Origin of the sequence: Mesorhizobium marinum (genome assembly GCF_040813675.1) — a bacterium.
GTDB lineage: Bacteria > Pseudomonadota > Alphaproteobacteria > Rhizobiales > Rhizobiaceae > Mesorhizobium_K > Mesorhizobium_K marinum.
On record NZ_JBFOCI010000001.1, the window covers coordinates 229,844 to 253,327 of the forward strand.

Genomic DNA, 23,484 nt, shown 5'->3' on the forward strand with positions numbered 1-23,484 from the left:
GGTCGTGGCGGGCGCCCGCCACCGTGACGTGGTACTCCTGCATCGACTGGAGCAGCGCAGACTGTGTACGCGGGCTGGCGCGGTTGATCTCGTCGGCCATCAGCAACTGGGCGAAGATCGGGCCGGGAATGAAGCGGAACGACCGCCTGCCGTGCTCGTCCTGTTCCATCACCTCGGACCCCAGGATGTCGGACGGCATCAGGTCCGGCGTGAACTGGATGCGGCGGGCGTCGAGGCCGAGCACGACGCCGAGCGTCTCGACCAGCTTGGTCTTGGCGAGGCCGGGCACGCCGACCAGCAGCGCATGGCCGCCGGCAAGCAGGGCGACCAGCGCGCGCTCGACAACGCTTTCCTGGCCGAAAATGACCTTTCCGACCCCCTGCCGGACGCGGGAGATGTCCGCCAGCGCCCGCTCGGCCTCGGCGATCATGTCCTGCTCGCTCAACGTGGTCTGCTTGATGATGACGCTCATGCGGAACTCCTAGGGCCGGACCGGGGTCATGTCCGGCATGCCGACGCCGCAGGACACCGCGACTCGCGCCCTGCGGCGCATCTTGACCGAACTTAAATCACCTGACCCGGCTGACAAGCAGAAGAACAGTGACTATTTCGTGACCATGGCCGATCACAAGGAACCCACAGAAGGCAGCGATTCCGCGCCCCTGGCGGCTGCGGCGGACGCGGCCGGGCTGTCCGCCCTGATTTCGCGCGCGGCGCATCCCGATAAGGGGCTGCCGCCGGTCGAAAAGTGGAATCCCGACTTCTGCGGCGACCTCGACATGGAGATCAGGGCCGACGGAACTTGGTTCTATCTCGGCACGCCGATCGGGCGCATGCCGCTGGTGCGGCTGTTCTCGACGGTGCTGCGCAAGGACGCGGACGGAAAGACCTATCTGGTGACGCCCGTCGAGAAGGTCGGGATCAGGGTGGTCGACGCGCCGTTCGTCGCCGTCGAGGCCGACGTGTCGGGCAGCGGCGAAGGCCAGGTCATCACCTTCCGCACGAATGTCGGCGACGTCGTCGAGGTCGGGCCGGCGCATCCGCTGCGTTTCGAGGACGAGGCCGGCACCGGCGGCCTGAAGCCCTATGTGCTGGTGCGCGGCCGCCTGGAGGCGCTGGTGGCGCGGCCGGTGATGTACGAGCTCGTCAACCATGGCGAGGAAATCGAGGTCGACGGGCAGGCAATGTTCGCGGTGCGCTCCAACGGGGCGGTCTATCCGGTGATGCCCTCCGCAACGCTGACGCGGCTCAGCACATGACGGCCGGCGCCAGCGTCTTGCCGTTCTCGGCCGAGGATTTTCGGCGCCGCGCGGCGATCGACCACGGCCCGCACGAGCGTTTCGACTACGGCGACCACAGCTTCAATCCCGGCCATCCACGGGTCACCGGGCCAAGGACGCTGCGCGACGCGGCGGTGCTGATCCCGGTCGTCGACCGCGGCGACGAGGCCAGCGTGATCCTGACCAAGAGGGCCGAGACGCTGTCGAGCCATTCCGGCCAGGTCGCCTTTCCGGGCGGGCGCATCGATCCGACCGACGCGTCGCCGGAGGACGCGGCGCTGCGCGAGGCGCAGGAAGAGATCGGGCTCGACCTGAGCCACGTCGAACTGGTCGGGCGGATGCCGGACTACGTGTCGGGCAGCGGCTATCGCATCGCGCCGGTCCTGTCCGTCGTGCGGCCAGGCTTCAGACTGGCGCTCAACCAGCACGAGGTGGACGCCGCCTTCGAGGTGCCGTTGCGCTTCCTGATGGATCCGGCCAACCACAAGCAGAGCAGTCGCGAGTTCAACAAGCAGATGTGGGTGTTTTACGACATGCCCTATGGCGAGCAGCGTATCTGGGGCGTGACGGCGGGCATTATCCGCACCCTCTACGAAAGGCTCTACCTGTGAGCGGCGCTTCGGTTGCAGGCTCTGCCTGGCTGGAGGACGCGGAGCTGCAGCGTTTGCTGCAGGTGCTCGGCGCCGGCGGCGAGGAGGCGAGGATCGCCGGCGGCGCGGTGCGCAACGCGCTGCTTGGCGAAGCCGTCGCCGACGTCGACATCGCCACCACTACGCACCCCGACGAGACCATGCGTCGCGCCGAACAGGCAGGGTTCAAGGCGGTGCCGACAGGAGCCGAGCACGGAACGATAACGGTGATCGCCGGCGGCAAGGGCCATGAGGTCACGACGCTCAGGGCCGACGTCGAGACGGATGGGCGGCGGGCCAAGGTAGCGTTCGGCCGCGACTGGAAAGCGGACGCCGAACGCCGCGACTTCACGATCAACGCGCTCTATGCCGAGGCGGACGGGTCGGTGATCGACCTGGTCGGCGGACTGGCCGACCTCGAGAGCCGCACGCTTCGCTTCATTGGCGACGCGGAGGCGCGCATCCGCGAAGACTACCTGCGCATCCTCCGCTTCTTCCGCTTCTTTGCCTACTACGGTTCCGGACGGCCGGACGCGGAGGGACTGAAAGCCTGCGCGCGCCTCAAGGACGGGCTGGAGCGGCTATCGGCCGAGCGCGTGTGGAGCGAACTGAAGAAGCTGCTGTCGGCTCCCGATCCGTCGCGCGCGCTCCTGTGGATGCGGCAGGCCGGCGTGCTGACCAAGGCGCTGCCGGAAAGCGAGAAGTGGGGCATCGACGCTATCCACGGCCTGGTGGCGGCGGAGCGTGACCTCGGCTGGCGCCCGGATGCGATGCTGAGGCTGGCGGCGATGGTTCCGCCCGACCCCGACAGGATGCGGGGGCTGGCCGAGCGGCTGAAACTGTCGAACGCCGACGCCGAACGTCTGACGGAATGGGCAATGGCGCCGGCGGCAGTTTCGGCGACGACCGAGCGCGAACTGGCGCGGACGCTCTATCGACGCGGACGCCAGCCAATCGTGGACAGGCTCAGGCTTTCGCTGGCATCGGCGCGGGTGCGGGCCGCCGAGAGCGATGTGGCGCTGATCGAGGCCGGCGGCTATGCGCGCCAGCTGAAGTTCGCCGAAAAATGGGCGGCGCCGGATTTTCCGCTGAAGGGCGCGGACCTCAAGGGGCTCGGCGTTCCGGCAGGCCCCGGAATGGGCAGGCTCCTGAAACAACTCGAGGAAGAGTGGATCGAGGCCGACTTCAGGCCCGGGCGCGACGCGCTGCTCGAGCGCGCCGCAAAGGTCGGTTCAAACGACTAGGCCGCGCTGCGGGCCTTCTCGATGCGCGAGCGGATCGCTTCGATCATGGTTTCGCGAATGATCGTCTCGCCATGCGTCTGGCGCATGTGCTCGGCGGCGCGGCGGATGATTTCGGCCTCGTCCTCATGCCGCGTATGCCAGTCGCAGCCGGGGACGAGCGAGCCACAGAAAAATTCCTTCACGGGTTCCTCCTTCTCTTCCTGTTGCCTGGCGCATCATCATAGCACGGAAGCGGCAAGATGGGGATGGCCGCGGTGGAAGGCCGCTCGCGGCCGCGCCTTCCACCGCAGACCCCGGCATGATCGCTGCAAGACCGGCTCCCGCCCTTCGCGATCATGCCCGGAGTGTCACTTGACGATCACGACCTGGTCGACGGTCCTCGTGGTGCCCTTCATCTCCCAGTTGATCGACACCTTTTCGCCGGCCTTCAGGCCGGGATCCTTGAAGACCTTCGGCAGCATGTAGACCGTGCCGTCGGTCAGAGTCAGCGACTGTGCCTTGGCGTCATAGGCCTTGATGGTGCCCGTCGCGTGCTGCTGGGTGGCGGCGAAGGACAGGGCGGAGGTGGCGAGAAGGGCAGCGGCGGCTGCCGGGACAAGAAGCTTGCGCATGGCAGGCTCTCCTGGATTGGCGGGACGCCGGTCCGATCGCTCGAAACCGGTTTGTGTCCCGCGTCGGTGCGGGCCGTCCGGACACGTCGCGTCGCGGTCTTGGGGGCAAGTCCGCCGGCGTGTTCCGGCCCGGGCCTAGAGATAGTCGTCCCGCAGCCGGTGGCCATTAGACGAAAAAGAAAGTCCGGGACGCGCCCGCCGACACAATCGCGATCGAATTCGCGGCTTTGCGGCACGAATTTGGCGGGCCGGATTGCGGCTATGCGCCGCAAGGCGGTCACTGCTTCTTGGGCTTCTTCGGCTTGAACTTCTTGGGCTTCTGTCCCGGCCGATCCTTCGGCGCTGCGGCGGGGCGCGCCGGGGCGTGCGCGTATGGACCCTTGCGATGCGGCTTCTTGGGACGGAAACCCGCCGGCCGTTCCGGCTGTCCGCCGTCTTCCGAACGCTGGATGACGACACCCTTTTCGACCGGCCCGCGGCCGACGGCGGCGGCGAAGGCGTCGGCCCGGTCGGCGGCGATCTCGAAGCGCGACTCCGTGTCGAGGATGCGGATCGAGCCGATCTCTCGCCGGGTGACGTTGCCCGCCTTGCAGATCAGCGGCAGGAGCCAGCGCGGCTCGGCGCGATGCTTGCGGCCGAGCGAGACGGTGAACCACGCGCCGTTCTCGAAGCGCGCGTCGGGGCGCTCGCCCTTCGACGCATCGAAGGCCGGGGGTGCGGCTTCCGACAGTTCCTCGGCCGCGGGCCGAGAGGCGAGCTGCTGGCGCAGATAGGCAAGCGCGACCTGTTCGGGGCCGTGCGCCGCCAGCAGGTCGCGGACGAACTCGGCTTCCTCCTCAACCGGCGCCTGGCTGAGCGCGGGGTCGGCCATGATGCGCTCGCGGTTGCGCGCGTCGATCTCGGCCGGTCCGGGGGCGGGCTGGGACACGGCCGCGAGCTTTGCCAGCTTCAGCAGGCGGGCGGCGCTGCCGCGCCGGTGGTAGGGCACGATCAGCGCGCAGACGCCCTTGCGCCCGGCGCGGCCGGTGCGGCCCGAGCGGTGCAGCAGCGTCTCGGGGTTCGACGGCAGGTCGGCATGGATGACGAGGTCGAGGCTCGGCAGGTCGATGCCGCGCGCGGCGACGTCGGTGGCGACGCAGACGCGGGCGCGCCCGTCGCGCATCGCCTGCAGCGCGTTCGAGCGTTCGGCCTGGCTGAGCTCGCCGGACAGCGCGACGACGGAAAAGCCGCGATTGCCGAGCCTTGCGGCAAGATGCTTCACGGCCTCCCGGGTTGCGCAGAACACCATCGTGCTGGTCGCATCGAAATAGAGCAGCGTGTTGATGATGGCATTCTCGCGCTCGGCCGGCGCGACAAGGATGGTGCGGTATTCGATGTCGTCGTGCTGGCGGCTTTCGCCGGCGGCGGTGATGCGCAGCGCGTCGCGCTGGAAACGCTTGGCGAGTTCCGCGATCTGCCGCGGTACGGTCGCCGAGAACATCAGCGTGCGGCGCTCCTGCGGTGCGGCGGCGAGGATGAACTCGAGATCCTCGCGAAACCCGAGGTCGAGCATCTCGTCGGCCTCGTCGAGGACGACGGCGCCGAGCTCCGAAATATCGAGTGAACCGCGCGTGATATGGTCGCGCAGGCGGCCGGGCGTGCCGACGACAATATGCGCGCCGTCGTCAAGCGCGCGCCGTTCCTTGCGCATGTCCATGCCGCCGACGCAGGAACCGATGCGGGCGCCGGCGTCGCGGTAGAGCCATTCCAGCTCGCGGCGCACCTGGATGGCCAGTTCGCGCGTCGGCGCGATGACGAGGCCGCGCGGCGCGCCGGGCGGACCGAAACGCTCCGCCTCGCCAAGCAGCGTCGGTGCGATGGCGATGCCGAAGGCGACCGTCTTGCCGGAGCCGGTCTGCGCGGAGACGAGGAGGTCGGCGCCATCGGCCTCCGGGGCCAGCACGGCCGCCTGCACGGCGGTCAGCGTGTCATAACCACGCGCCGCAAGCGCCCCGGCCAGCGCCGGAACCATGTTTGCTGAGATCGTCACGGGAGTTCTTTCTTTGGGTCGGTCGGGCGGCCGCAATGCATGGATGCCGCGCCTCGATGCTGCGCATCCCCTAGACGCTGGCGTCTGGCGCGTCAATGCAAGCGGCCTCCGTCAGGCCCCGCGTGCTTGCGGCGGCCTGGACGAGATCAGGGCCATTTCACCGTCGGGGGCAGGCTGGAGAGGATAGACAGGACATTGCCGCCGGTCTTCAGCCCGAAGATGGTGCCGCGGTCATAGAGCAGGTTGAACTCCGCGTAGCGGCCGCGCCGCACCAGTTGTTCTTCGCGATCGGCTTCGGTCCATGGCTGGTCGAAATTGCGGCGCACCAGGGCGTCGTAGATGTCGAGGAAGCTCAGCCCGGTGTCCTGCACGAAGGCGAAGTCGGCGTCCCAGCCGCCCTTTTCGTCGGCCGAGTGCTGCCAGTCGAAGAAAGTTCCGCCAATGCCGCGCGGTTCGTTGCGGTGCGGCAGGAAGAAGTACTCGTCGCACCAGGCCTTCAGCCGCGCATAGTCGGCGACGGCGGGGTGGCGCTCGCAGCTTGTGCGCATGGCCGCATGGAAGGCGACGCTGTCGGCATCCTCCTGGGTGCGGCGGCGATCGAGGACCGGCGTCAGGTCGGCGCCGCCGCCGAACCACCAGCGCGATGTCACCACCATGCGCGTGTTCATGTGCACGGCCGGCACGTTGGGATTCCAGGGATGCACGATCAGCGAGATGCCCGACGCCCAGAAGCGCGGATCTTCCTCGGCGCCGGGGATCTGCTTGCGGAACTCGGGCGAGAACTCGCCATGCACCGTCGAGGTGTGGACGCCGGCCTTCTCGAAGACGCGGCCGTGCAGGATCGACATGGTTCCGCCGCCGCCCTTGCCTTCGTCGCGCAGCCACGGGGTGCGCTCGAAGCGGCCGGCCGCGCCGGCGGACTGTCGGAGCGTCACGTCGTCCTCGATCTTCTCGAAACCGGTGCAGATGCGGTCGCGCAGCGTCTCGAACCAAAGGCGCGCGCGCTCCTTGCGCTCTTCGATGTCTGCCGGCAGTCCGGCGGCGATTTCGGGTCGGCGTTCCATGGGCGCTCCAGAAGGTTCTGACGAGGACCGGTCCTTTTCGGAGGATGCCTAGGGCGTTTTGGTCGGCCGGTCGATGCGCCACATCGACACTGCGACCAGCCTGCCGCCTGCCGCAGGGGAAATCCGGTGCTTCTCCTCGGCGTCGAAAGCCTCTAGTCTGGCCGATGGAAGGGTCAAGGAATCGGTGCATGCGCACACCCGCCAGACCGCCCCTGGACGGCCTGCGGAAGCGACTTGAACGCTCCCGCGCCGAAAACGGTTCGAAATCGCGCGACGGCTTCCTGCGCGAGACCTTCGTATTGCCGCGCAATGCCGCCCGCGACAAGGCGCGGGAATGGTTCGACCGCTGGCCGAAGCAGGCCTATTGGACCGAGATCGAGAGTTGGTTCGAGCGGCCGGGCGACGTGATCGAGTTCACGATCCGCAGGCTGCCGGTGGCGGACTAGCCTGCCCGCGGCGCCAGCCGCCTGGCGCCTGACCCCTGTTCGCCGAGCCTGTCGCCGGGGTTGCGCAGCGGGCACCTGTCGATCGACATGCAGCCGCAGCCGATGCAGTCGGTCAGGCCGTCGCGCAGGTCGGTCAGTTGCCGGATCCGGCGGTCGAGGTCGTCGCGCCAGGCGGTCGACAGCGCCGCCCAGTCTTGGCGCGTCGGCGTGCGCCCGTCGGGCAGCGAATCGAGCGCCGCGGCGATGGCGGCTAGCGGGATGCCGACCTCTTGCGCGATGCGGATCACGGCGATGCGGCGCAGCACGTCGCGGCCGTAGCGGCGCTGGTTGCCGACGGTGCGGTTCGAACGGATCAGGCCACGCCGCTCGTAAAAATGCAGCGTGGAGACCGCAACGCCCGCGCGCCGCGCGACTTCGCCGACCGTCAGTTCCTTTTGCATGGCCGCTTGACCTCAAGTTTGGTTGAGGTCGTAGCAGCTGTCTCCGGGACGTGCAAACCGGGAGAGAGCCATGCCGATATCCGACCGAGAATTCGCCATTCCGACGCCGAGGTCTGCCAGGCTCCAGGCCCTGTGCGACGTCGTCGCGGGCGCCGGCAGCCTAGCCGAGTTGGCGCGCTGCCTCGCCGGCGGCCATGGCGGCGGACAGTGCGAGGTTGAGGCTGCGGCCGCCGCCCGGCATCGGGATGAGCAGGCGCCGATCTGCCCGGTCGTGGACATGCGCCGGCACGCCGGCCGATTCGCGGCCGAAGAGGAGCACGTCACCGTCCGCATAGGCGAAATCCGTGTAGGGCAGGGCGGCCGTCGTCGAGAACAGAACCAGCCGCCGCGCCTCGCCGCGCCGCCATTGCTCGAAGCGGTCGAAGTCGAGATGCCGGGTGAGCGCCGCCATTTCGAGATAATCCATGCCGGCGCGCCTGAGGTTGCGGTCGGAGAGGTCGAAGCCGGCAGGCTCGATGATGTCGACGCCGACGCCGAGGCAGGCGGCCAGCCGCAGGATGGCACCGGTGTTGCCGGCGATGTCGGGCTGGTAGAGCGCGATGCGGAAGTTCGCCACGGGGCTCACCGGGTGCGAGTTGCATGATGGCCACAGTCGTCAGGAGAGCGATGCGGCGCGGCCATTCGGAGTGGCTTTCGCTGCGGAATGCGGCTATAGGGGCGGCGTTGTCAACTCGAACCAGCGGAGGCGGATATGGAATTCATGATGACCGTAGATATCCACCGCCCCATTCGATGGGGTTTCGCCTGAGGGCGGAATCGGTTCGACGCTTTAGACACTTCCAAAAAGCCGATCGCGGATTCCGCCGGAAACCTTTCCCGGTTCTCCAAGGATTCTTGCGATGTTTTTCAGGTCCCACCGCGGACGCCGTGATCCGCACTTCTTGCCGATAAGAGACTACGAAGACCCGATCAGGCTGGACGATACGCGTCTTGACGCGTGGGCGACGGCGCTCGGTGACCCGCGCACGCCGCGCTACCGCCCGCGGTCGCGGTCGCATCCGGGCAGGCTGCCGGATGTTGACTTCGCCCGCGCGGTGCAGCGCCCCGGGATGTTCGCACGGCTGGCCGGGCTGGTTGCCGAGCGCTTGCGCGGTGACGCCGGGCAGGCGGAGGCCGCCGTCCCGGCCAGCGAAAGCACGCCACTCGGCGAATCCGGTCGAAAGCCTTATGTATGGGTTCTCGACCAGGAAGCGGATCTGGCCAGACCCCGTGAGCCCGACGGCTCGCAAGACACGAGCCGCGCGGCCTGAGCGTCGCGCGGCGTATCGATACCGAATTCCTTGAAAGAGCATTGCATGTTCCGCTGGTTTGAAAATCGCCTCGATCCGTTCCCGGCCATGGAGCCGGTGGAGCCGCCGAAGACGCTGGTCGCATTCTGCATCCACTACACGCGGGGGACGTGGCCCTACATCGCGGCCGCCGGGCTGCTGATCTCGGCGATCGCCATCGCCGAGGTCTGGATGTTCGGCTTCCTGGGCTCGATCGTCGACTGGCTGTCGGCGCAGAACCGCGAGACGTTCCTCCAGACGGAGTTCTGGAAGCTGGCGGGCATGGCGCTGGTCGTCGTGGTGGTGCTGCCCGGCATGGCCCTGCTGCAGTCGCTGTTCCATCAGCAGACCCTGATGGGCAACTATCCCATGCGCATCCGCTGGGACGTGCATCGCTACCTGCTCAAGCAGTCGATGACCTTCTACCAGGACGAGTTCGCCGGCCGCATCGCCACCAAGCTGATGCAGACGGCGCTCGCCGTGCGCGAATGCGTGATCAAGCTGATCGACGTCCTGAACTACGTGATCGTCTACTTCATCGGCATGCTCTTCATCGTCGGTTCGTCGGACTGGCGGCTGGCCGCGCCGCTCGTCGCCTGGCTGATCTGCTACGTGCTCCTGCTCCGCTACTACATTCCCCGCCTCGGCAGGGTTGCCGAGCAGCAGGCTGACGCGCGTTCGATGATGACGGGCCGCGTCGTCGACAGCTACACCAACATCCAGACGGTCAAGCTGTTCAGCCATGCGCGGCGTGAGGCGACCTATGCGCGGGAAGGCATGGGCGAGTTCCTGCAGACGGTCCATCGCTCTATGCGACTGGTCACCACGCTCTACGGCCTGCTTTACCTGATGAACTCGCTGCTCCTGTTCGCGGTCAGCGCGATGTCGATCTGGCTGTGGCTCGGCGATGCGGTCAGCATCGGCGCGGTTGCCGTTGTCATCGGCCTGGTGCTCCGGCTCTGGGGCATGTCGCAGTGGATCATGTGGGAGATGTCGGCGCTGTTCGAGAACATCGGCACCGTGCAGGACGGCATCGGCTCGATCTCGCTGCCGCGACTGGTCGAGGACCGGCCGGACGCCAAGGAGATCGTCGTCGGCGACGGCGCGATCGAGTACCGCAACATCGGCTTCCACTACGGCAAGGGCAAGGGCGTCATAGAGGACCTCTCGCTGACCATCCGGCCGGGCGAGAAGGTCGGCATCGTCGGCCGCTCGGGCGCGGGAAAATCCACGCTGGTCAACCTGCTGCTGCGCTTCTATGACCTCGAGAAGGGGGCGATCCTGATCGACGGCCAGGATATCGGCTCGGTGACGCAGGACAGCCTGCGCGCGCATATCGGCATGGTGACCCAGGACACCTCGCTGCTCCACCGGTCGGTGCGCGAGAACATCCTCTACGGCCGGCCCGACGCGAGCGAGGAGATGATGCTCGAAGCCGCCAAGCGGGCCGAGGCGGTCGAGTTCATCGCGGGACTGACCGACCCCAAGGGCCGGAAGGGGTTCGACGCGCATGTCGGCGAACGCGGCGTGAAGCTGTCCGGCGGACAGCGCCAGCGGATCGCCATCGCGCGCGTCATGCTGAAGGACGCGCCCATCCTGATCCTCGACGAGGCGACCTCGGCGCTGGATTCCGAGGTCGAGGCGGCCATCCAGGAGAATCTCTACCGGCTGATGCAGGACAAGACCGTCATCGCCATCGCCCACCGCCTGTCGACCATCGCGGCGATGGACCGGCTGGTCGTCATGGACGGTGGCCGTGTCGTCGAGGACGGCACGCACGACGAATTGATCGCGCAGGGTGGCCTCTATGCGCAGCTCTGGAGCCGGCAGTCGGGCGGCTTCCTGCTCGACGATGCGGCGGCGGAACCGCAACCGGCCGAGGACATTGCCGCGGAATGACGCTAGGCTTTTGCCAAGTCACCCCCCTCTGCCCTGCCGGGCATCTCCCCCTCAAGGGGGGAGATTGGCAGCTTCGACGTCATCGCTCCTTCCGCAACATTGGCGATTGGCGAAAGTTAGCGCGACAGGAAATCTCCCCCCATGAGGGGGAGATGTCCGGTAGGCCAGAGGGAGGTATCAGACACGAAAACGCCGGCAGGCATCGCGCATGACCGAACGCGATTTCCGGGAAAGGCTGTGGGGCCGGTTCGAAGGCGCGATCGACGCCTTCCACGATACCGACCGCGAGGTGCTGCCGGATACCGCCTGGCAGTTCATCCTCTACTTCGCCCGGCAGGCGAAGGGGCCGTTCCTGCTGCTGTTGACGGTCGGCGGGCTCGCCGGCGCCGTCGATGCCGCGCTCTACTGGTCGGTCGGCTGGCTGATCGACCTGCTGGACTCGTCGAGCCCGCAGACGCTGTTCGCCGAGCACTGGCCGGAACTGCTCGGCCTGCTGGCGCTGCTTCTGGTCGTGCGCACGGCGGTGATGATCGGCTCGACCATTGTCGAGCAGCAGGTCATCGTCCCCGGCTTCTATTCGATGGTGCGCTGGCAATCCTTCCGGCGCGTCATCGAGCAGCCCTACGCCTTCTACCAGAACGATTTCGCCGGCCGGATCGCCACCAAGATCATGCAGGGCGGCGAAGCGGTCGGCGACTTCATCGTCAACGTGCTGCAGACGATGTGGGCGTTCCTGACCTTCATGGTGCTCGCCATCACCATCCTGGCGTCGGTCGATCCATGGATGGGACTGGTCGTGGCGGCGTGGTTCCTGGGCTATGTCGGCATCATCTGGTTCCTGCTGCCGGAAATGCGCAGGGCCGGCCGCGCCACCGCCGACGAACGGTCGGTGTTCAACGGACGGCTGGTCGACGCCTTCACCAACATCATGTCGGTAAAGCTTTTCGACAGCGGACGGCGCGAGCACGCCTATGTGCGCGACGGCCTGGAGAGCTTCCTGGCGGCCGTGGTGCGGCTGACGCGGGCAGTGTCGACGGTGCGCTCGGCGATCGCCTTGCTGAACGGCATCATGATGAGCGCCGTGGCGGCGATCTGCATCATGAAGTGGACCGGCGGCGGTATCTCCACCGGCGCGATCGCCGCGTCGCTCGCGCTGGTGTTCCGGCTCAACCAGATGTCCGGCTGGATGATGTTCAACATCAACGGCCTGGTGCGCAACTACGCCACCGTGCAGGACGCCACTCGAACCATCTCGGTCAGGCCGGCGATCCGCGACGCCGAGGGGGCCGAGGTGATGGCGCGCGCGTCCGGCGACATAAGGCTGGAGAACGTCGGCTTCCACTACGGCAAGGGCGAGGGGGTCATCGAAGGTCTCAACCTGCACATCCGGCCCGGCGAGCGGGTCGCGCTGATCGGGCCTTCGGGCGCCGGCAAGACGACCGTCGTCAACCTGATCCTCCGGCTGTTCGACGTCGAAAGCGGGCGAATCCTGATCGACGGGCAGGACGTGCGTTCGGTGACCCAGGCGTCGCTGCGGGCGCAGTTCGGCGTCGTCAGCCAGGATGCGGTGCTGATGCACCGGGCGATCAGCGAGAACATCGGCTACGGCAAGCCGGGCGCGACGCAGGCGGAGATCGAGGATGCCGCGCTGAGGGCGTCCGCACACGATTTCATCATGGACGTCGCCGATCCGCGGGGGCGCACCGGCTATGAGGCCCAGGTCGGCGAACGCGGCGTCAAGCTGTCGGGCGGCCAGCGGCAGCGAATCGCCATCGCGCGCATGATGCTGAAGGACGCGCCCATCCTGATCCTCGACGAAGCCACGTCGGCGCTGGATTCGGAGGTGGAGGCGGCGATCCAGGACAACCTCTACCGCCTGATGGAAGGAAAGACGGTGATCGCCATCGCGCACCGGCTGTCGACAATCGCCGCGCTCGACCGACTGATCGTGCTCGACGAGGGCCGGATCGTCGAGGAGGGCACGCATGAGACCCTGCTTGCCCGCGGCGGGCTTTATGCGCAATTGTGGAAAAGGCAGTCGGGCGGCTTCCTGGGCGACCGGCTGGCCGCCGAATAGAGCGGGAAAAGCGCTTGTCGCAACGCATGTCGTCCATGTGGCCCGGCCTGCCGGCCGATTCGGGGCTCGACCTGCTCGGCCACGAGATCATGGCCGAGAAGGCCGCGGCGCTCGGCAAGGCGGGAGAGAAGGCGAGGGCGGCGCTGGTCGCGCTCAAGGATGGGCCGGGCGAAGGCGATGACCAGGAAGCGCTCCTTTTGGCGGCGGCGGACGCGGTACAGGCCTACTTCATCCAGCGCGAACTCTGCGGCTTTCGGCGGCATGAAGCGATAATCCGCGAGTACGCGATTCCCAAAGCGGTGCTGGTCCGCCTCGGGGCCCGGCCCCGCGCCGGCGGCTGAGCGGCCGGAGACGGCCGCATTCCCTGGCCGGACGCGCCGACGGACCTTGCCGAAAGCGCCTGAATCGTCGGCTTTGGCGATGCTCCGCGACAATCTGCCCTGCCCCTTGGCAGCGACTGGACAAAAACGACCGTCACGCATAAACCAAACCACGAAATTGCCGGAGGATCTCGCTAGCTCGTTGCCATGCGCAGTCGGGCCGGCGTGTGGTGAGCGAGGGGAACTGCTCTACCGCCGGCGATCATGAGACGAAAGGACGGAGTCCCGTGAGCGCGACCGACACCCACGATCCCACACGCCGCGATTTCCTGTATGTCGCCACCGGCATGGCTGGCGCCGTCGGCGCCGCGGCCGTCGCGTGGCCGTTCATCGACCAGATGCGCCCCGACGCCTCGACGCTGGCGCTGGCCTCTGTCGAGGTGGACGTTTCGCAGGTCAGCCCCGGCATGTCGCTGACGGTCAAGTGGCGCGGCCGTCCCGTCTTCATCCGCAATCGCACGCCGGAGGAAATCGAGGCGGCCAAGAGCGTTCCGCTCGCCGAGCTGAAGGACCCGGTCGCCCGCAACGCGAACCTGCCTTCCGACGCGCCGGCGACCGACAGCGACCGCGCTGCCGGCGAGGGCAAGGAAAACTGGCTGGTGATGGTCGGCGTCTGCACCCATCTGGGCTGCGTGCCGCTCGGCCAGGCAGGCGATTTCGGCGGCTGGTTCTGCCCGTGCCACGGCTCACACTACGACACGGCCGGCCGCATCCGCAAAGGCCCGGCGCCGGAGAACCTTGCCGTGCCGAATTTCGCATTCATATCCGACACCCGCGTCAGGATCGGTTGAGGGGACAAATCCAATGAGCGGTGGACACTCGACCTATTCGCCCAAGACCGGCATCGAGCGCTGGTTCGACGCACGCATGCCGCTGCCGCGGCTGATGCATGATTCCTTCGTTTCCTACCCGGTTCCGCGCAACCTGAACTACGCCTACGCATTCGGCGGTATCCTCGCCCTCATGCTGGCGTCGCAGATCCTGACCGGAATCGTGCTGGCGATGCACTATGTCTCGGACACCGGGCTGGCGTTCCAGTCGGTCGAGAAGATCATGCGCGACGTCAACTCCGGCTGGCTGCTGCGCTACCTGCACTCCAACGGCGCGTCGATGTTCTTCATCGCGGTCTACATCCACATCTTCCGCGGCCTCTACTACGGCTCCTACAAGGCTCCGCGCGAGTTGCTGTGGATCCTCGGCTGCATCATCTACCTCCTGATGATGGCGACCGGCTTCATGGGTTACGTGCTGCCGTGGGGCCAGATGAGCTTCTGGGGCGCCACCGTCATCACCGGCTTCTTCACCGCCATTCCGCTGGTCGGCGACTGGATCCAGCAGCTGCTGCTCGGCGGCTTCGCGGTCGACAACCCGACCCTGAACCGCTTCTTCGCGCTGCACTACCTGCTGCCGTTCATGATCGCCGGCGTCGTCATCCTGCACATCTGGGCGCTGCACGTCGTCGGCCAGACCAACCCGACCGGCATCGAGGTCAAGTCGAAGACCGACACGCTCGCCTTCACGCCTTACGCCACGGTCAAGGACGGGCTGGCGATGGTGGTCTTCCTGATCATGTTCGCCTGGTTCGTGTTCTACATCCCGAACTATCTCGGCCACGCCGACAACTACATCGTCGCCGATCCGCTGAAGACGCCGGCCCACATCGTTCCGGAATGGTACTTCCTGCCGTTCTACGCGATCCTGCGCGCCGTGACCTTCAACATCGGGCCGATCGATTCCAAGCTCGGTGGCGTGCTGGCCATGTTCGGCGCGATCGTGATGCTGTTCCTCGTGCCCTGGCTCGACACCTCGAAGGTGCGCTCGGCGGTCTACCGCCCCTGGTACAGGATCTTCTTCTGGATATTCGCGGCGAACGCCATCTTCCTGGGCTGGCTCGGCTCCAAGCCGGCCGAGGGCTGGTACATCCCGGCGATGCAGATTTCGACGCTGATCTACTTTGCCTTCTTCATCGTTGTGATGCCGCTGCTCGGCCTGATCGAGAAGCCGCGTCGCCTGCCGAACTCGATCACCGAGGCCGTGCTGGCGAAGAGCAAGGGCGGGGCCGGGCATCCCGAAGGCGCGACCGCCGCGCCGGCGGACAAAGGCTGAGCGGACCGGAAAGCGTGAGAGGGATATTTCCGATGAACAGGATTCTCAGCGTTCTGGCCGCCGCGGGCCTGGTGATGAGTGGCGCGATCGGCATCGCAGCGGCAGCCGGCGAGGGCGGCCATAGCGAGGCCGAGCCGACACACTTCCCCATCCTGCCGCCGGTCGAGGAGGAATGGTCCTTCGCAGGCCCGTTCGGTACCTATGACCGCGCACAACTGCAGCGCGGCCTGAAGGTCTACAAGGAAGTCTGCTCGGCCTGCCACTCGATGCAGCTCGTTGCGTTCCGCACGCTCCATGACCTCGGCTATTCCGAGGCCCAGGTGAAGGCGTTCGCGGCCGAATACACGGTCCAGGACGGCCCCAATGCCGATGGCGAGATGTTCGAGCGCCCGGCCATCCCGTCGGACTACTTCCCGTCGCCGTTCGCCAACCACGAGGCAGCCGCCGCCGCCAACAACGGCGCCGCTCCGCCGGACTTCTCGCTGATCGCCAAGGCGCGCGGCGTAACCCGCGGCTTCCCGACCTTCGTGTACGACATCTTCACGCAGTACGCAGAGGGTGGCCCCGACTACATCCATTCGCTGCTGACCGGATACGGCAAGGAGCCGCCGGCCGGCATGCAGATCGCCGAGGGCACGCACTACAACCCCTACTTCATCGGTGGCAAGTCGCTGGCCATGGCCGCTCCGCTGTCCGACGACCAGGTGACCTACGACGACGGCAGCCCGCAGACCGTCGATCAGTATTCGCGCGACGTCTCCGCCTTCCTGATGTGGGCTGCCGAGCCGCACCTGGAGAGCCGCAAGAAGACCGGCTTCAGCGTCATGGTCTTCCTGATCCTCTTCGGCGGCCTGGTCTATGCGACCAAGCGCAAGGTCTGGTCGAACGTCGCTCACTGAGCGGGACGGCCATCGAATTGAGAAAGGGCGCGGCATGCGCCCTTTTCTTTTGCCGCCTGTGCCGGCAAAACTAGGGGGCGCTGGGGCCGATCCGATGAAAACCACCCTCGAAGACACGCTGCTCGCGTCGATCCGGACCATTCCGGACTACCCGAAGCCGGGCATCCTGTTCCGCGACATCACCACGCTGCTCGGCAATGCGCGCGCCTTCCGGCGGGCGATCGACGAGCTGGTGCATCCCTATGTCGGCCTGAAGGTCGACAAGATCGCCGGGATCGAGGCGCGGGGCTTCATCCTGGGAGGTGCGATCGCGCACCAGCTTTCGGCCGGCTTCGTTCCGATCCGCAAGAAGGGCAAGCTGCCGCACGAGACGGTGCGCGTCGCCTACAGCCTGGAATACGGGCTGGACGAGATGGAGATGCACAAGGACGCGGTGGCGCCGGGCGAGAAGGTCATCCTCGTCGACGACCTGATCGCCACCGGCGGCACGGCAGAAGGCGCCGTGAAGCTGCTCAGCCAGATGGGCGCGGACATCGTCGCGGCGTGCTTCGTGATCGACCTGCCGGATCTCGGCGGGCGCAGGAAGCTTGAAAATCTCGGCGTTGACGTGCGGACGCTGATCGCCTTCGAGGGGCACTGAGGGCCGCAGGACGCGGGTTCGGTTGCCGCGCCCCAGAGTGCGGCCGGCTGCCTCAATCCACCTTGACCAGCACTGCGCTGTCGAACTCGATGACCTTGTCGCCCTTGGAATCGATACCTTCGGCACGCACGGTAAGCACCCGCCAGCCCGGCCGGGAGGCGATGGCGCGGTGCGACAGGGCGGTCCGGCTGTAGGCGATGGTTTCGCCGGCGTAGACGGGCTTCAGCCATTTCAGGCCGGTGATCCCCGGCGACGGCCCGAACTCGGGGGCGGGGCCTTCGCCGGCCCATGCCTTGCCGGGCGTGGCCAGGTTGCGCTTCATCCACGCGGCGGCGGTATGCCAGCCGGAAGCGCAAAGGCCGCCAAAAACGCTGTTCTTGGCAGCCTGCTCGTCCAGGTGGAAGGGCTGCGGGTCGTATTTTCTGGCGAAGGCCTTGATGCCGTCGGCGTCGAAGGTGTGGGCGCCGAGCGGAACGGCGACGCCGATCTCGAAGAATGCGTCGAGCGCGGGATCGTGCGTCATGCCGCTGCCCCGCGCTTGAGGAACATGCCGGTGTTTTCCAGCTCGAGGACGGTCTCGCCGCGCTGGTTGATCAGTTCGGAGCGCATCGTCACGAGGCCGAGGGTCGGTCTCGACTTGGAAAGGCGGGTCGCGACGATGGTGGCCTGGCCGCTCAGCCGGTCGCCGGCGAGCACCGGCTTCTTCCACCGGATGTGATCGACGCCCGGTGCGCCCTGCGAGGTCGAGTCGAGCAGGATCGCGTCGCAGAGCAGCCGCATGAACATCGAGCAGGTGTGCCAGCCCGACGCCGACAGGCCGCCGAGGATGCTGGCCTGCCCGGCTGACTCGTCGAGGTGCATCGGCTGCGGATCGAACTCGCTTGCGAAATCGACGATCTCGGCTGCGGTGACGTCCTTGGCGCCGAGGTCGATCGTGACGCCTTCGGCGAAATCCTCGAAGGCCCATTTCCTGGCAATTGCCGGAGCGATCTTGTCCATCGGCATCCTGTTCAAGCTTGTACGATAATTTGAACCGGCTTCACGGGCGACGCAAGGGCGACAGCCGCCGCCGTCGCCTGTCAGGTGTTGAACTTGAACAGCATCACGTCGCCGTCCTGGACGATGTATTCCTTGCCTTCGTCGCGCGCCTTGCCGGCCTCCTTGGCCGCCACCTCGCCGCCGAGCGTGACGAAATCGTCATAGGCGATGGTCTGGGCGCGGATGAAGCCGCGCTCGAAGTCGGTGTGGATGACGCCGGCAGCACCCGGAGCCTTGGTGCCCTTGCTGATCGTCCAGGCCCGCGTCTCCTTAGGCCCGGCGGTGAAATAGGTGATCAGGTTGAGCAGTTCGTAGCCGGCGCGGATCAGCTTGTCCAAGCCCGGCTCGTCCAGACCCATGGATGCCAGGAACTCCAGTTCCTCGTCGTCCGGAAGCTGTGCGACCTCGGCCTCGATCGCCGCCGAGATGACGACGGTGCGCGCGCCCTGCGCCTCGGCCATCTTCTCGACGGCCTTCGTATGGTCGTTGCCGGTTGCGGCGTCCTTCTCTGCGACGTTGCAGACATAGAGGACGGGATGCGCGGTCAGCAGGTTGAGGCCCTGCAGGATGCGCAGGTCCTCGATTGCGATACCCTTCAGCATGACGCGCGCCGGCTTGCCGTCCTGCAGCAGCGCCAGCGCCTGCTCCATTACCGGCAGCACCGTCATGGACTCCTTGTCCTTCGCCTGCGCGCGCTTGCGCACGTTGACGATGCGGCGCTCCAGGCTCTCGAGGTCGGACAGCATCAGCTCGGTCTCGACCGTATCGGCGTCGGCGACCGGGTCGATGCGGCCCTCGACATGGGTGATGTCGTCATCCTCGAAGCAGCGCAGCACATGCACGATGGCGTCGACCTCGCGGATGTTGGCGAGGAACTGGTTGCCGAGCCCTTCGCCCTTGGAGGCGCCGCGCACGAGGCCGGCGATGTCGACGAAGGAGATGCGGGTCGGGATGATCTCCTTGGATCCGGCGATCCCGGCGATCTTCTTCAGGCGGGGGTCGGGCACCGCAACCTCGCCGGTGTTCGGCTCGATGGTGCAGAAGGGATAGTTGGCGGCCTGCGCGGCAGCCGTGCGCGTCAGCGCGTTGAAGAGGGTCGACTTGCCGACGTTCGGCAGGCCGACGATGCCGCATTTGAAGCCCATGGTGGTGCAGTCCTATCGGGAGATCAGAATTTGCTCAGGGCTATGGGCGAAAGGATCGACGATCGTCAAGGTGTCGATGCGCTGCCCGTCCTGCAAATCCTCGGAGAGGAAGTGCGTGCAGCCAAGCTGGATCGCGGATGCGAGCAGCAGGCAGTCCCACCAGGAATAGCCGTAGCGGAGGTGAATCGCCCGCGCCGCCGCAACTGTTTCGCTGTCGATCGGCGCCGATCCCCAAACCAGGATATCGTCAACCAGACTGAAGACGATGTCCGGGCTGATGTCGCGACGCTTCCGAAGGACGACGTCTGCAAATTCGTTGGCGACTTGCAGATTTGTCTTGCCAAGGCGCCGCGCGCCAAGAGCGACTAGCCATGACCGGCAAGCCGCCTGCTTCTCCGGCAGCCGGACGTCATGGGCGTAGAAGTAGATGTTGGTGTCAACGAATACCACTCTGCCAGCCCCGCAGGTTGCGTTCCTCGGCTCTGGGCATCCGGCCATCGCCAGAAATATTCAAGGGGGGACCTGCCAGAAAACGCTCGATAGCATCTAGTTGCACGTTGCGGTCGGGGGCATGGCCGCGAGCGTCACCCGCAATCTTCTCCCGCGCCGCTTCCGCCAGGAACTTGGAAACGCTCTTGCCAGCCTTTGCCGCTGCAACCCTGGTCAGGTGCGCCAGTTCATCGTCCATCGAGATCGTGACGTTTTTCATATCCAGCTCCACGAAAACACGAACTTCGTGTTTTCGTGATTTAACCCCCGAAGGTCGCAGTTTCAAGATTGCGATGGGGGTCGACGATATGCGCGCGACCTTTGCGCCGGCGGAGCCCTGCCGGCGACGTTTCCACTACCTTCGCGTTGGACGGGCCGGCCGTCAGTTCTTGTCGCCGCCGAGAAGCTTCTTCAGCATGGCGGCCATGGGGCCGGTTTCGGGGAGCTTGACCTGGGGCTTTTGCGGCCTGGCCTGGCGGATGTGGCTCTGCTGTGGCCTGGCCTTGGGCTGCTTCGGCGGCGGACGGTCGTCCTCGCCGGTCGGCTGCAGCCTGTCCCGCAAAGCAAGCGTCACCTTGTTCATGAAGCCGTTCTCGTCGCCCCCGGCTACCAGGGCGGCATGGTCCGCGATGCTGTCGAGCAGGACATCCAGCCATTCGCGGTCGGCCTTGGCGAAGTCGCCGAGCACATGCCCGTGCACCATTTCCCTGGCCCCGGGATGGCCGACGCCGATGCGCACGCGGCGGTAGTCCTTGCCGATATGCTGGTCGAGCGAGCGGATGCCGTTGTGGCCCGCAGAGCCGCCGCCAGTCTTGACCCTGACCTTGCCGGCCGGCAGTTCGATCTCGTCGTAGAAGACGGTCACAGCCGAGGGATCGAGCTTGTAAAAGCGCAGCGCCTCGCCGACCGACTGGCCGGACAGGTTCATGAAGGTCTGCGGCTTGACCAGCAGCACCTTCTCGCCGCCGATCCTGCCCTCGGCGATCTCGGCCTGGAACTTTCGCGTCCAGGGCGAAAAGGAATGGCGGCGGGCAATCGCGTCCGCCGCCATGAAACCGACATTGTGCCGGTTGTTCGCGTATTTCGCGCCAGGATTGCCGAGACCTGCAAAAAGCAGCATCGATCCGGTCCTCCGGGGCGCGAAATCCTTACTTCTCTTCGGCTTCCGCCTTGTCCTCGGCCTCTTCGGCCTCGGCCGTCTCGGTCGTTTCCGGCTTCATCGCCGCCGAACCGGCGATCGTCGCGATGGTGAAGTCGCGGTCGGCGATGACCGGCTTGACGCCGGCCGGCAGCTTGACTGCCGAGATGTGGATCGAATCGCCGATTTCGGCGCCGGCGAGATCGACGGTGATGAACTCCGGGATCGCATTGGCCGGGCAGTGGAACTCGACCTCGTGGCGCACGATGTTCAGGACACCGCCGCGCTTGATGCCGGGCGACTTCTCCTCGTTGATGAAGTGCACGGGAACGTCGACGTTCACCTCGGTGTTCTTGCCGACGCGCAGGAAGTCGACATGCATCGGGAAGTCGCGGACCGGGTCGAGCTGATAGTCCTTCGGCAGGACCTGGATCTTCTTGCCGCCGACGTCGATCGTGGCGACCGTGGTCAGGAACCCGCCGCCGTGGATCTTGTAGAAGATGTCCTTGTAGGACAGGGCGATGGCCAGGGGAGGCTGCTTGTCGCCGTAGATGACTGCAGGCACTTTACCGTCGCGGCGAACTGCACGGGCGGACCCCTTACCGACCTGTTCGCGCGCTTCGGCCTTGAGCTCGTACGTATCGTGGCTCATGGCTTTTCCTTTCGCGTTGCTGGAGCATTTCCGTCGCCGCCGGAGCGGTCTGCCGAAAATGTCGAAAGCCGCGAATTCGCGGCCCTCGTCCGCGTTGCCTCCAAGGGTGTCTACGCGGGTGGCGGTCCTATAGCGGAAGGTGGCGAACGGCGCAAGACGGGCGATTCGCGTCCTGGCAGCCTGCAAAAGCGGCTGTGGCCGCTCGCATCCGCCGCCAGCCTTGTCTATCACGCCGGAAGTCTTGAGGTCACGGTCCGGCGCAGCGGATGCACGAACTTGTTCCGGTCAATCTGTCGGCGGGCAGCCTCGCGGTGCTTGCGGTCACCGCGCTGGTGGCCGGATGCGCACGGGGATTCTCGGGATTTGGCGGCGCTCTCATCTTCGTGCCGATCGCCAGCTCGATCATCGGGCCGAAGCTGGCCGTGCCGCTGCTGCTGATCGTCGACCTCGTGCTGACGCCGGCCCTCATCCCCAAGGCATGGCGCAACGCGGACCGCGCCAATGTCGGTTTGATGGCGGCGGGCGCGGCGCTCGGCGTCCCGGTGGGCACCTACCTGCTGACCCATGTCGACGGCATCGTCATCCGCTGGGCGATCGTCGGTATCGTCGTCGCACTGCTTGCGCTCTTGATGTCGGGATGGCGCTATCACGGTCGCCCGCATGCCGGTCTGACCGGCGCGGTCGGGCTCCTGTCGGGCCTGTTCTCCGGTGCGGCCCAGGTCGGCGGCCCGCCGGTCGTCGCCTACTGGCTGGGCGCGGCCATCTCGCCGCAGACGGTCCGCGCCAACATCGTGCTCTATTTCGCGATTTCGAGCGTGCTGTCGGTCGCGGCCTACCTGACGGCGGGAATTATCACGCCGGAATCGGTAACGCTGTCTATGATCATCGGCCCCTCGTTCGGCTTCGGACTGTTCGCCGGGGCGCGCCTGTTCAGCCGCGCCAACGAGGCCGTTTTCAGGCGCACCTGCTACAGCCTGATCGCCGCGGCCGCCATCATCAGCCTGCCGGTCCTGGACGGCGTCCTTCGGTGATTGAAGCAGCGCGCGCTTTCAAATAGAATTCGCAAGTCGGGGGCATGGTGGACTCCCCGTGAGGCCGGATGGCCCAAGTTCCGCCTTCGCAGGACTGTGCGGAGGAAAGCCATGCCCAGGATGATCTCATCGCAAGAATTGATCCGCCTCGTCGGCGCCGAAAAATGCCCGCTGATCGTTGACGTGCGCCGAGACACGGTCTTCGCCGAGGCGCCGACACGAATCGCGGCCAGCCTCTGGCGCGACCACACGAAAGTCGATCAATGGCTGCCCCTGTTGCCCGGGGGACGCCGGATCGTCGTCTATTGCGCCCACGGGCACAAAGTCAGCGAGATCGCGCTGGCGAGGCTGCGCGCCGCCGGCGCGGATGCGCTGATGCTCGAAGGCGGGATCGATGCATGGGAGGAGGCGGGTGGTGCTGGCGCGAACCGCGCCCGGACTGGACCCGGCAACGCAGCGCCCGAGCGAATGGGTGACGCGGACGCGGCCGAAAATCGACCGCATCGCCTGCCCCTGGCTGATCCGGCGTTTCATCGATCCGCTCGCGGTCGTTCATTTCGTCGCGGCGGAATGGGTCGGGGACGTCGCAGACGAGATCGGCGCCATCCCCTTCGACATCGCGGGCGTTGACTATTCGCACCGCGCCGACGAATGCACCTTCGACACGCTGCTGTCGGAGTTCCGCCTGACGGATCCCGCTCTCCTGCACCTTGCCCGCATCGTGCGGGGAGCCGACACGGCGCGGCTTGATCTTGAGCCGCAGGCCGCGGGACTTCTTGCCCTGTCGCTTGGCCTTTCGGCCGTCGAGGACGACGATCACGCACAACTGGAGAAGGGGATGATCGTGTACGACGGGCTCTACGGCTGGTGTCGGCATGCGAGAGACGAGACGCACAACTGGCCGGCAAGGGCGGCGTGA

Annotated in this window: 27 protein-coding genes and 1 pseudogene; 14 read left to right on the top strand and 14 right to left on the bottom strand. The window is 66.6% G+C overall.

Annotation, left to right across the window (positions count from 1 at the left end; genetic code table 11):
• A partial coding sequence (locus ABUE31_RS01140) for an AAA family ATPase (protein WP_367721636.1) occupies positions 1-472 on the bottom strand: 472 nt, incomplete at its 3' end.
• A gap of 145 nt (positions 473-617) precedes the next feature.
• Here ABUE31_RS01140 and ABUE31_RS01145 point away from each other — a divergent pair.
• Genes ABUE31_RS01145 through ABUE31_RS01155 form a run of 3 tightly spaced genes read left to right on the top strand, consistent with a single transcriptional unit; the run spans position 618 to position 3,153 of the window.
• Positions 618-1,259, top strand: a complete 642-nt coding sequence (locus ABUE31_RS01145) for a DUF1285 domain-containing protein (protein WP_367722493.1) — start codon at positions 618-620, stop codon at positions 1,257-1,259.
• Positions 1,256-1,891: a CoA pyrophosphatase gene (locus ABUE31_RS01150; RefSeq protein ID WP_367721637.1), complete on the top strand. Its 636-nt coding sequence runs from the start codon at positions 1,256-1,258 to the stop codon at positions 1,889-1,891. The genes ABUE31_RS01145 and ABUE31_RS01150 overlap by 4 nt, the downstream gene beginning before the upstream one ends.
• On the top strand, positions 1,888-3,153 hold the full coding sequence (locus tag ABUE31_RS01155; protein ID WP_367721638.1) for a CCA tRNA nucleotidyltransferase: 1,266 nt from the start codon (positions 1,888-1,890) through the stop codon (positions 3,151-3,153). Before ABUE31_RS01150 ends, ABUE31_RS01155 begins: the two co-directional genes overlap by 4 nt.
• Here ABUE31_RS01155 and ABUE31_RS01160 read toward each other — a convergent pair.
• The 4 genes from ABUE31_RS01160 to hemF form a co-directional block, all read right to left on the bottom strand.
• The gene (locus ABUE31_RS01160; RefSeq protein ID WP_367721639.1) at positions 3,150-3,335 is read right to left on the bottom strand and encodes a DUF1059 domain-containing protein; all 186 of its coding nucleotides are present in this window, start codon (positions 3,333-3,335) and stop codon (positions 3,150-3,152) included. The genes ABUE31_RS01155 and ABUE31_RS01160 overlap by 4 nt on opposite strands.
• Positions 3,336-3,500: 165 nt before the next feature.
• On the bottom strand, positions 3,501-3,764 hold the full coding sequence (locus tag ABUE31_RS01165) for a DUF1344 domain-containing protein (protein ID WP_367721640.1): 264 nt from the start codon (positions 3,762-3,764) through the stop codon (positions 3,501-3,503).
• Between the two features lie 277 nt (positions 3,765-4,041).
• The gene (locus tag ABUE31_RS01170) at positions 4,042-5,793 is read right to left on the bottom strand and encodes a DEAD/DEAH box helicase (RefSeq protein ID WP_367721641.1); all 1,752 of its coding nucleotides are present in this window, start codon (positions 5,791-5,793) and stop codon (positions 4,042-4,044) included.
• 146 nt (positions 5,794-5,939) lie between these two features.
• Complete coding sequence (gene hemF / locus ABUE31_RS01175; RefSeq protein WP_367721642.1) at positions 5,940-6,857, bottom strand: oxygen-dependent coproporphyrinogen oxidase; 918 nt, start codon at positions 6,855-6,857, stop codon at positions 5,940-5,942.
• A gap of 188 nt (positions 6,858-7,045) precedes the next feature.
• Between hemF and ABUE31_RS01180 the strand changes: the two genes are divergently transcribed.
• Positions 7,046-7,303: a hypothetical protein gene (locus ABUE31_RS01180; protein WP_367721643.1), complete on the top strand. Its 258-nt coding sequence runs from the start codon at positions 7,046-7,048 to the stop codon at positions 7,301-7,303.
• Here ABUE31_RS01180 and soxR read toward each other — a convergent pair.
• Together soxR and ABUE31_RS01190 are read right to left on the bottom strand one after the other, a co-directional pair.
• Positions 7,300-7,743 (bottom strand): redox-sensitive transcriptional activator SoxR, encoded by a 444-nt coding sequence (gene soxR / locus ABUE31_RS01185; protein ID WP_367721644.1) that lies wholly within the window; start codon positions 7,741-7,743, stop codon positions 7,300-7,302. The genes ABUE31_RS01180 and soxR overlap by 4 nt on opposite strands.
• Before the next feature lie 160 nt (positions 7,744-7,903).
• The gene (locus tag ABUE31_RS01190; RefSeq protein ID WP_367721645.1) at positions 7,904-8,359 is read right to left on the bottom strand and encodes a tRNA (cytidine(34)-2'-O)-methyltransferase; all 456 of its coding nucleotides are present in this window, start codon (positions 8,357-8,359) and stop codon (positions 7,904-7,906) included.
• A gap of 283 nt (positions 8,360-8,642) precedes the next feature.
• Here ABUE31_RS01190 and ABUE31_RS01195 point away from each other — a divergent pair, with 283 nt between their 5' ends.
• The 8 genes from ABUE31_RS01195 (at position 8,643) to ABUE31_RS01230 (ending at position 17,072) form a co-directional block, all read left to right on the top strand.
• On the top strand, positions 8,643-9,053 hold the full coding sequence (locus ABUE31_RS01195; RefSeq protein WP_367721646.1) for a hypothetical protein: 411 nt from the start codon (positions 8,643-8,645) through the stop codon (positions 9,051-9,053).
• A 45-nt stretch (positions 9,054-9,098) separates the two neighbouring features.
• The gene (locus tag ABUE31_RS01200) at positions 9,099-10,970 is read left to right on the top strand and encodes an ABC transporter ATP-binding protein (protein WP_367721647.1); all 1,872 of its coding nucleotides are present in this window, start codon (positions 9,099-9,101) and stop codon (positions 10,968-10,970) included.
• Between the two features lie 208 nt (positions 10,971-11,178).
• Positions 11,179-13,047 carry an ABC transporter ATP-binding protein gene (locus ABUE31_RS01205; protein ID WP_367721648.1) on the top strand — a complete coding sequence of 623 codons (1,869 nt, stop codon included), beginning with the start codon at positions 11,179-11,181 and terminating at the stop codon, positions 13,045-13,047.
• 14 nt (positions 13,048-13,061) lie between these two features.
• Complete coding sequence (locus tag ABUE31_RS01210) at positions 13,062-13,388, top strand: DUF6665 family protein (RefSeq protein ID WP_437344053.1); 327 nt, start codon at positions 13,062-13,064, stop codon at positions 13,386-13,388.
• A gap of 266 nt (positions 13,389-13,654) precedes the next feature.
• Complete coding sequence (gene petA, locus ABUE31_RS01215) at positions 13,655-14,218, top strand: ubiquinol-cytochrome c reductase iron-sulfur subunit (protein ID WP_367721649.1); 564 nt, start codon at positions 13,655-13,657, stop codon at positions 14,216-14,218.
• Between the two features lie 13 nt (positions 14,219-14,231).
• On the top strand, positions 14,232-15,533 hold the full coding sequence (locus ABUE31_RS01220; RefSeq protein ID WP_367721650.1) for a cytochrome b: 1,302 nt from the start codon (positions 14,232-14,234) through the stop codon (positions 15,531-15,533).
• A 32-nt stretch (positions 15,534-15,565) separates the two neighbouring features.
• Entirely contained in the window at positions 15,566-16,432 is an 867-nt protein-coding gene (locus tag ABUE31_RS01225) for a cytochrome c1 (protein ID WP_367721651.1), read from the top strand.
• Between the two features lie 94 nt (positions 16,433-16,526).
• A complete protein-coding gene (locus ABUE31_RS01230) occupies positions 16,527-17,072 on the top strand; it encodes an adenine phosphoribosyltransferase (protein ID WP_367721652.1) in 546 nt (181 codons plus the stop codon).
• Positions 17,073-17,124: 52 nt separating this feature from the next.
• Here the strand turns inward: ABUE31_RS01230 and ABUE31_RS01235 are convergent, their stop codons facing one another.
• From ABUE31_RS01235 to ABUE31_RS01265, 7 genes are all read right to left on the bottom strand, one after another.
• Positions 17,125-17,595 (bottom strand): MaoC family dehydratase, encoded by a 471-nt coding sequence (locus ABUE31_RS01235; protein WP_367721653.1) that lies wholly within the window; start codon positions 17,593-17,595, stop codon positions 17,125-17,127.
• A complete protein-coding gene (locus tag ABUE31_RS01240) occupies positions 17,592-18,071 on the bottom strand; it encodes a MaoC family dehydratase (protein ID WP_367721654.1) in 480 nt (159 codons plus the stop codon). Before ABUE31_RS01240 ends, ABUE31_RS01235 begins: the two co-directional genes overlap by 4 nt.
• Positions 18,072-18,151: 80 nt before the next feature.
• On the bottom strand, positions 18,152-19,255 hold the full coding sequence (ychF, locus tag ABUE31_RS01245; RefSeq protein WP_367721655.1) for a redox-regulated ATPase YchF: 1,104 nt from the start codon (positions 19,253-19,255) through the stop codon (positions 18,152-18,154).
• A 12-nt stretch (positions 19,256-19,267) separates the two neighbouring features.
• Entirely contained in the window at positions 19,268-19,705 is a 438-nt protein-coding gene (locus ABUE31_RS01250; protein ID WP_367721656.1) for a PIN domain-containing protein, read from the bottom strand.
• Positions 19,692-19,964, bottom strand: coding sequence for a ribbon-helix-helix domain-containing protein (locus ABUE31_RS01255; RefSeq protein ID WP_367721657.1), 273 nt, complete (start codon positions 19,962-19,964; stop codon positions 19,692-19,694). Before ABUE31_RS01255 ends, ABUE31_RS01250 begins: the two co-directional genes overlap by 14 nt.
• A gap of 162 nt (positions 19,965-20,126) precedes the next feature.
• Positions 20,127-20,864, bottom strand: a complete 738-nt coding sequence (gene pth / locus ABUE31_RS01260; protein WP_367721658.1) for an aminoacyl-tRNA hydrolase — start codon at positions 20,862-20,864, stop codon at positions 20,127-20,129.
• A 28-nt stretch (positions 20,865-20,892) separates the two neighbouring features.
• Positions 20,893-21,534, bottom strand: a complete 642-nt coding sequence (locus ABUE31_RS01265; RefSeq protein WP_367721659.1) for a 50S ribosomal protein L25/general stress protein Ctc — start codon at positions 21,532-21,534, stop codon at positions 20,893-20,895.
• Positions 21,535-21,800: 266 nt separating this feature from the next.
• Between ABUE31_RS01265 and ABUE31_RS01270 the strand changes: the two genes are divergently transcribed.
• Both ABUE31_RS01270 and ABUE31_RS01275 read left to right on the top strand, forming a co-directional pair.
• The gene (locus tag ABUE31_RS01270; RefSeq protein WP_367721660.1) at positions 21,801-22,565 is read left to right on the top strand and encodes a sulfite exporter TauE/SafE family protein; all 765 of its coding nucleotides are present in this window, start codon (positions 21,801-21,803) and stop codon (positions 22,563-22,565) included.
• A gap of 120 nt (positions 22,566-22,685) precedes the next feature.
• Positions 22,686-23,484 (top strand): annotated as a pseudogene (locus tag ABUE31_RS01275) (chromate resistance protein ChrB domain-containing protein).

Bases quoted from the DNA above. Each gene is read 5' to 3' on its own strand.
- ABUE31_RS01200 (WP_367721647.1), top strand. From the start codon at position 9,099: ATGTTCCGCTGGTTTGAAAATCGCCTCGATCCGTTCCCGGCCATGGAG.
- ABUE31_RS01270 (WP_367721660.1), top strand. From the start codon at position 21,801: ATGCACGAACTTGTTCCGGTCAATCTGTCGGCGGGCAGCCTCGCGGTG.
- pth (WP_367721658.1), bottom strand. From the start codon at position 20,864: ATGCTGCTTTTTGCAGGTCTCGGCAATCCTGGCGCGAAATACGCGAAC.
- ABUE31_RS01255 (WP_367721657.1), bottom strand. From the start codon at position 19,964: ATGAAAAACGTCACGATCTCGATGGACGATGAACTGGCGCACCTGACC.
- ABUE31_RS01265 (WP_367721659.1), bottom strand. From the start codon at position 21,534: ATGAGCCACGATACGTACGAGCTCAAGGCCGAAGCGCGCGAACAGGTC.
- ABUE31_RS01235 (WP_367721653.1), bottom strand. From the start codon at position 17,595: ATGACGCACGATCCCGCGCTCGACGCATTCTTCGAGATCGGCGTCGCC.
- ABUE31_RS01230 (WP_367721652.1), top strand. From the start codon at position 16,527: ATGAAAACCACCCTCGAAGACACGCTGCTCGCGTCGATCCGGACCATT.
- ABUE31_RS01205 (WP_367721648.1), top strand. From the start codon at position 11,179: ATGACCGAACGCGATTTCCGGGAAAGGCTGTGGGGCCGGTTCGAAGGC.
- soxR (WP_367721644.1), bottom strand. From the start codon at position 7,743: ATGCAAAAGGAACTGACGGTCGGCGAAGTCGCGCGGCGCGCGGGCGTT.
- ABUE31_RS01240 (WP_367721654.1), bottom strand. From the start codon at position 18,071: ATGGACAAGATCGCTCCGGCAATTGCCAGGAAATGGGCCTTCGAGGAT.
- ABUE31_RS01225 (WP_367721651.1), top strand. From the start codon at position 15,566: ATGAACAGGATTCTCAGCGTTCTGGCCGCCGCGGGCCTGGTGATGAGT.
- ABUE31_RS01195 (WP_367721646.1), top strand. From the start codon at position 8,643: ATGTTTTTCAGGTCCCACCGCGGACGCCGTGATCCGCACTTCTTGCCG.
- hemF (WP_367721642.1), bottom strand. From the start codon at position 6,857: ATGGAACGCCGACCCGAAATCGCCGCCGGACTGCCGGCAGACATCGAA.
- ABUE31_RS01145 (WP_367722493.1), top strand. From the start codon at position 618: ATGGCCGATCACAAGGAACCCACAGAAGGCAGCGATTCCGCGCCCCTG.
- ABUE31_RS01150 (WP_367721637.1), top strand. From the start codon at position 1,256: ATGACGGCCGGCGCCAGCGTCTTGCCGTTCTCGGCCGAGGATTTTCGG.
- ychF (WP_367721655.1), bottom strand. From the start codon at position 19,255: ATGGGCTTCAAATGCGGCATCGTCGGCCTGCCGAACGTCGGCAAGTCG.
- ABUE31_RS01165 (WP_367721640.1), bottom strand. From the start codon at position 3,764: ATGCGCAAGCTTCTTGTCCCGGCAGCCGCCGCTGCCCTTCTCGCCACC.
- ABUE31_RS01180 (WP_367721643.1), top strand. From the start codon at position 7,046: ATGCGCACACCCGCCAGACCGCCCCTGGACGGCCTGCGGAAGCGACTT.
- ABUE31_RS01220 (WP_367721650.1), top strand. From the start codon at position 14,232: ATGAGCGGTGGACACTCGACCTATTCGCCCAAGACCGGCATCGAGCGC.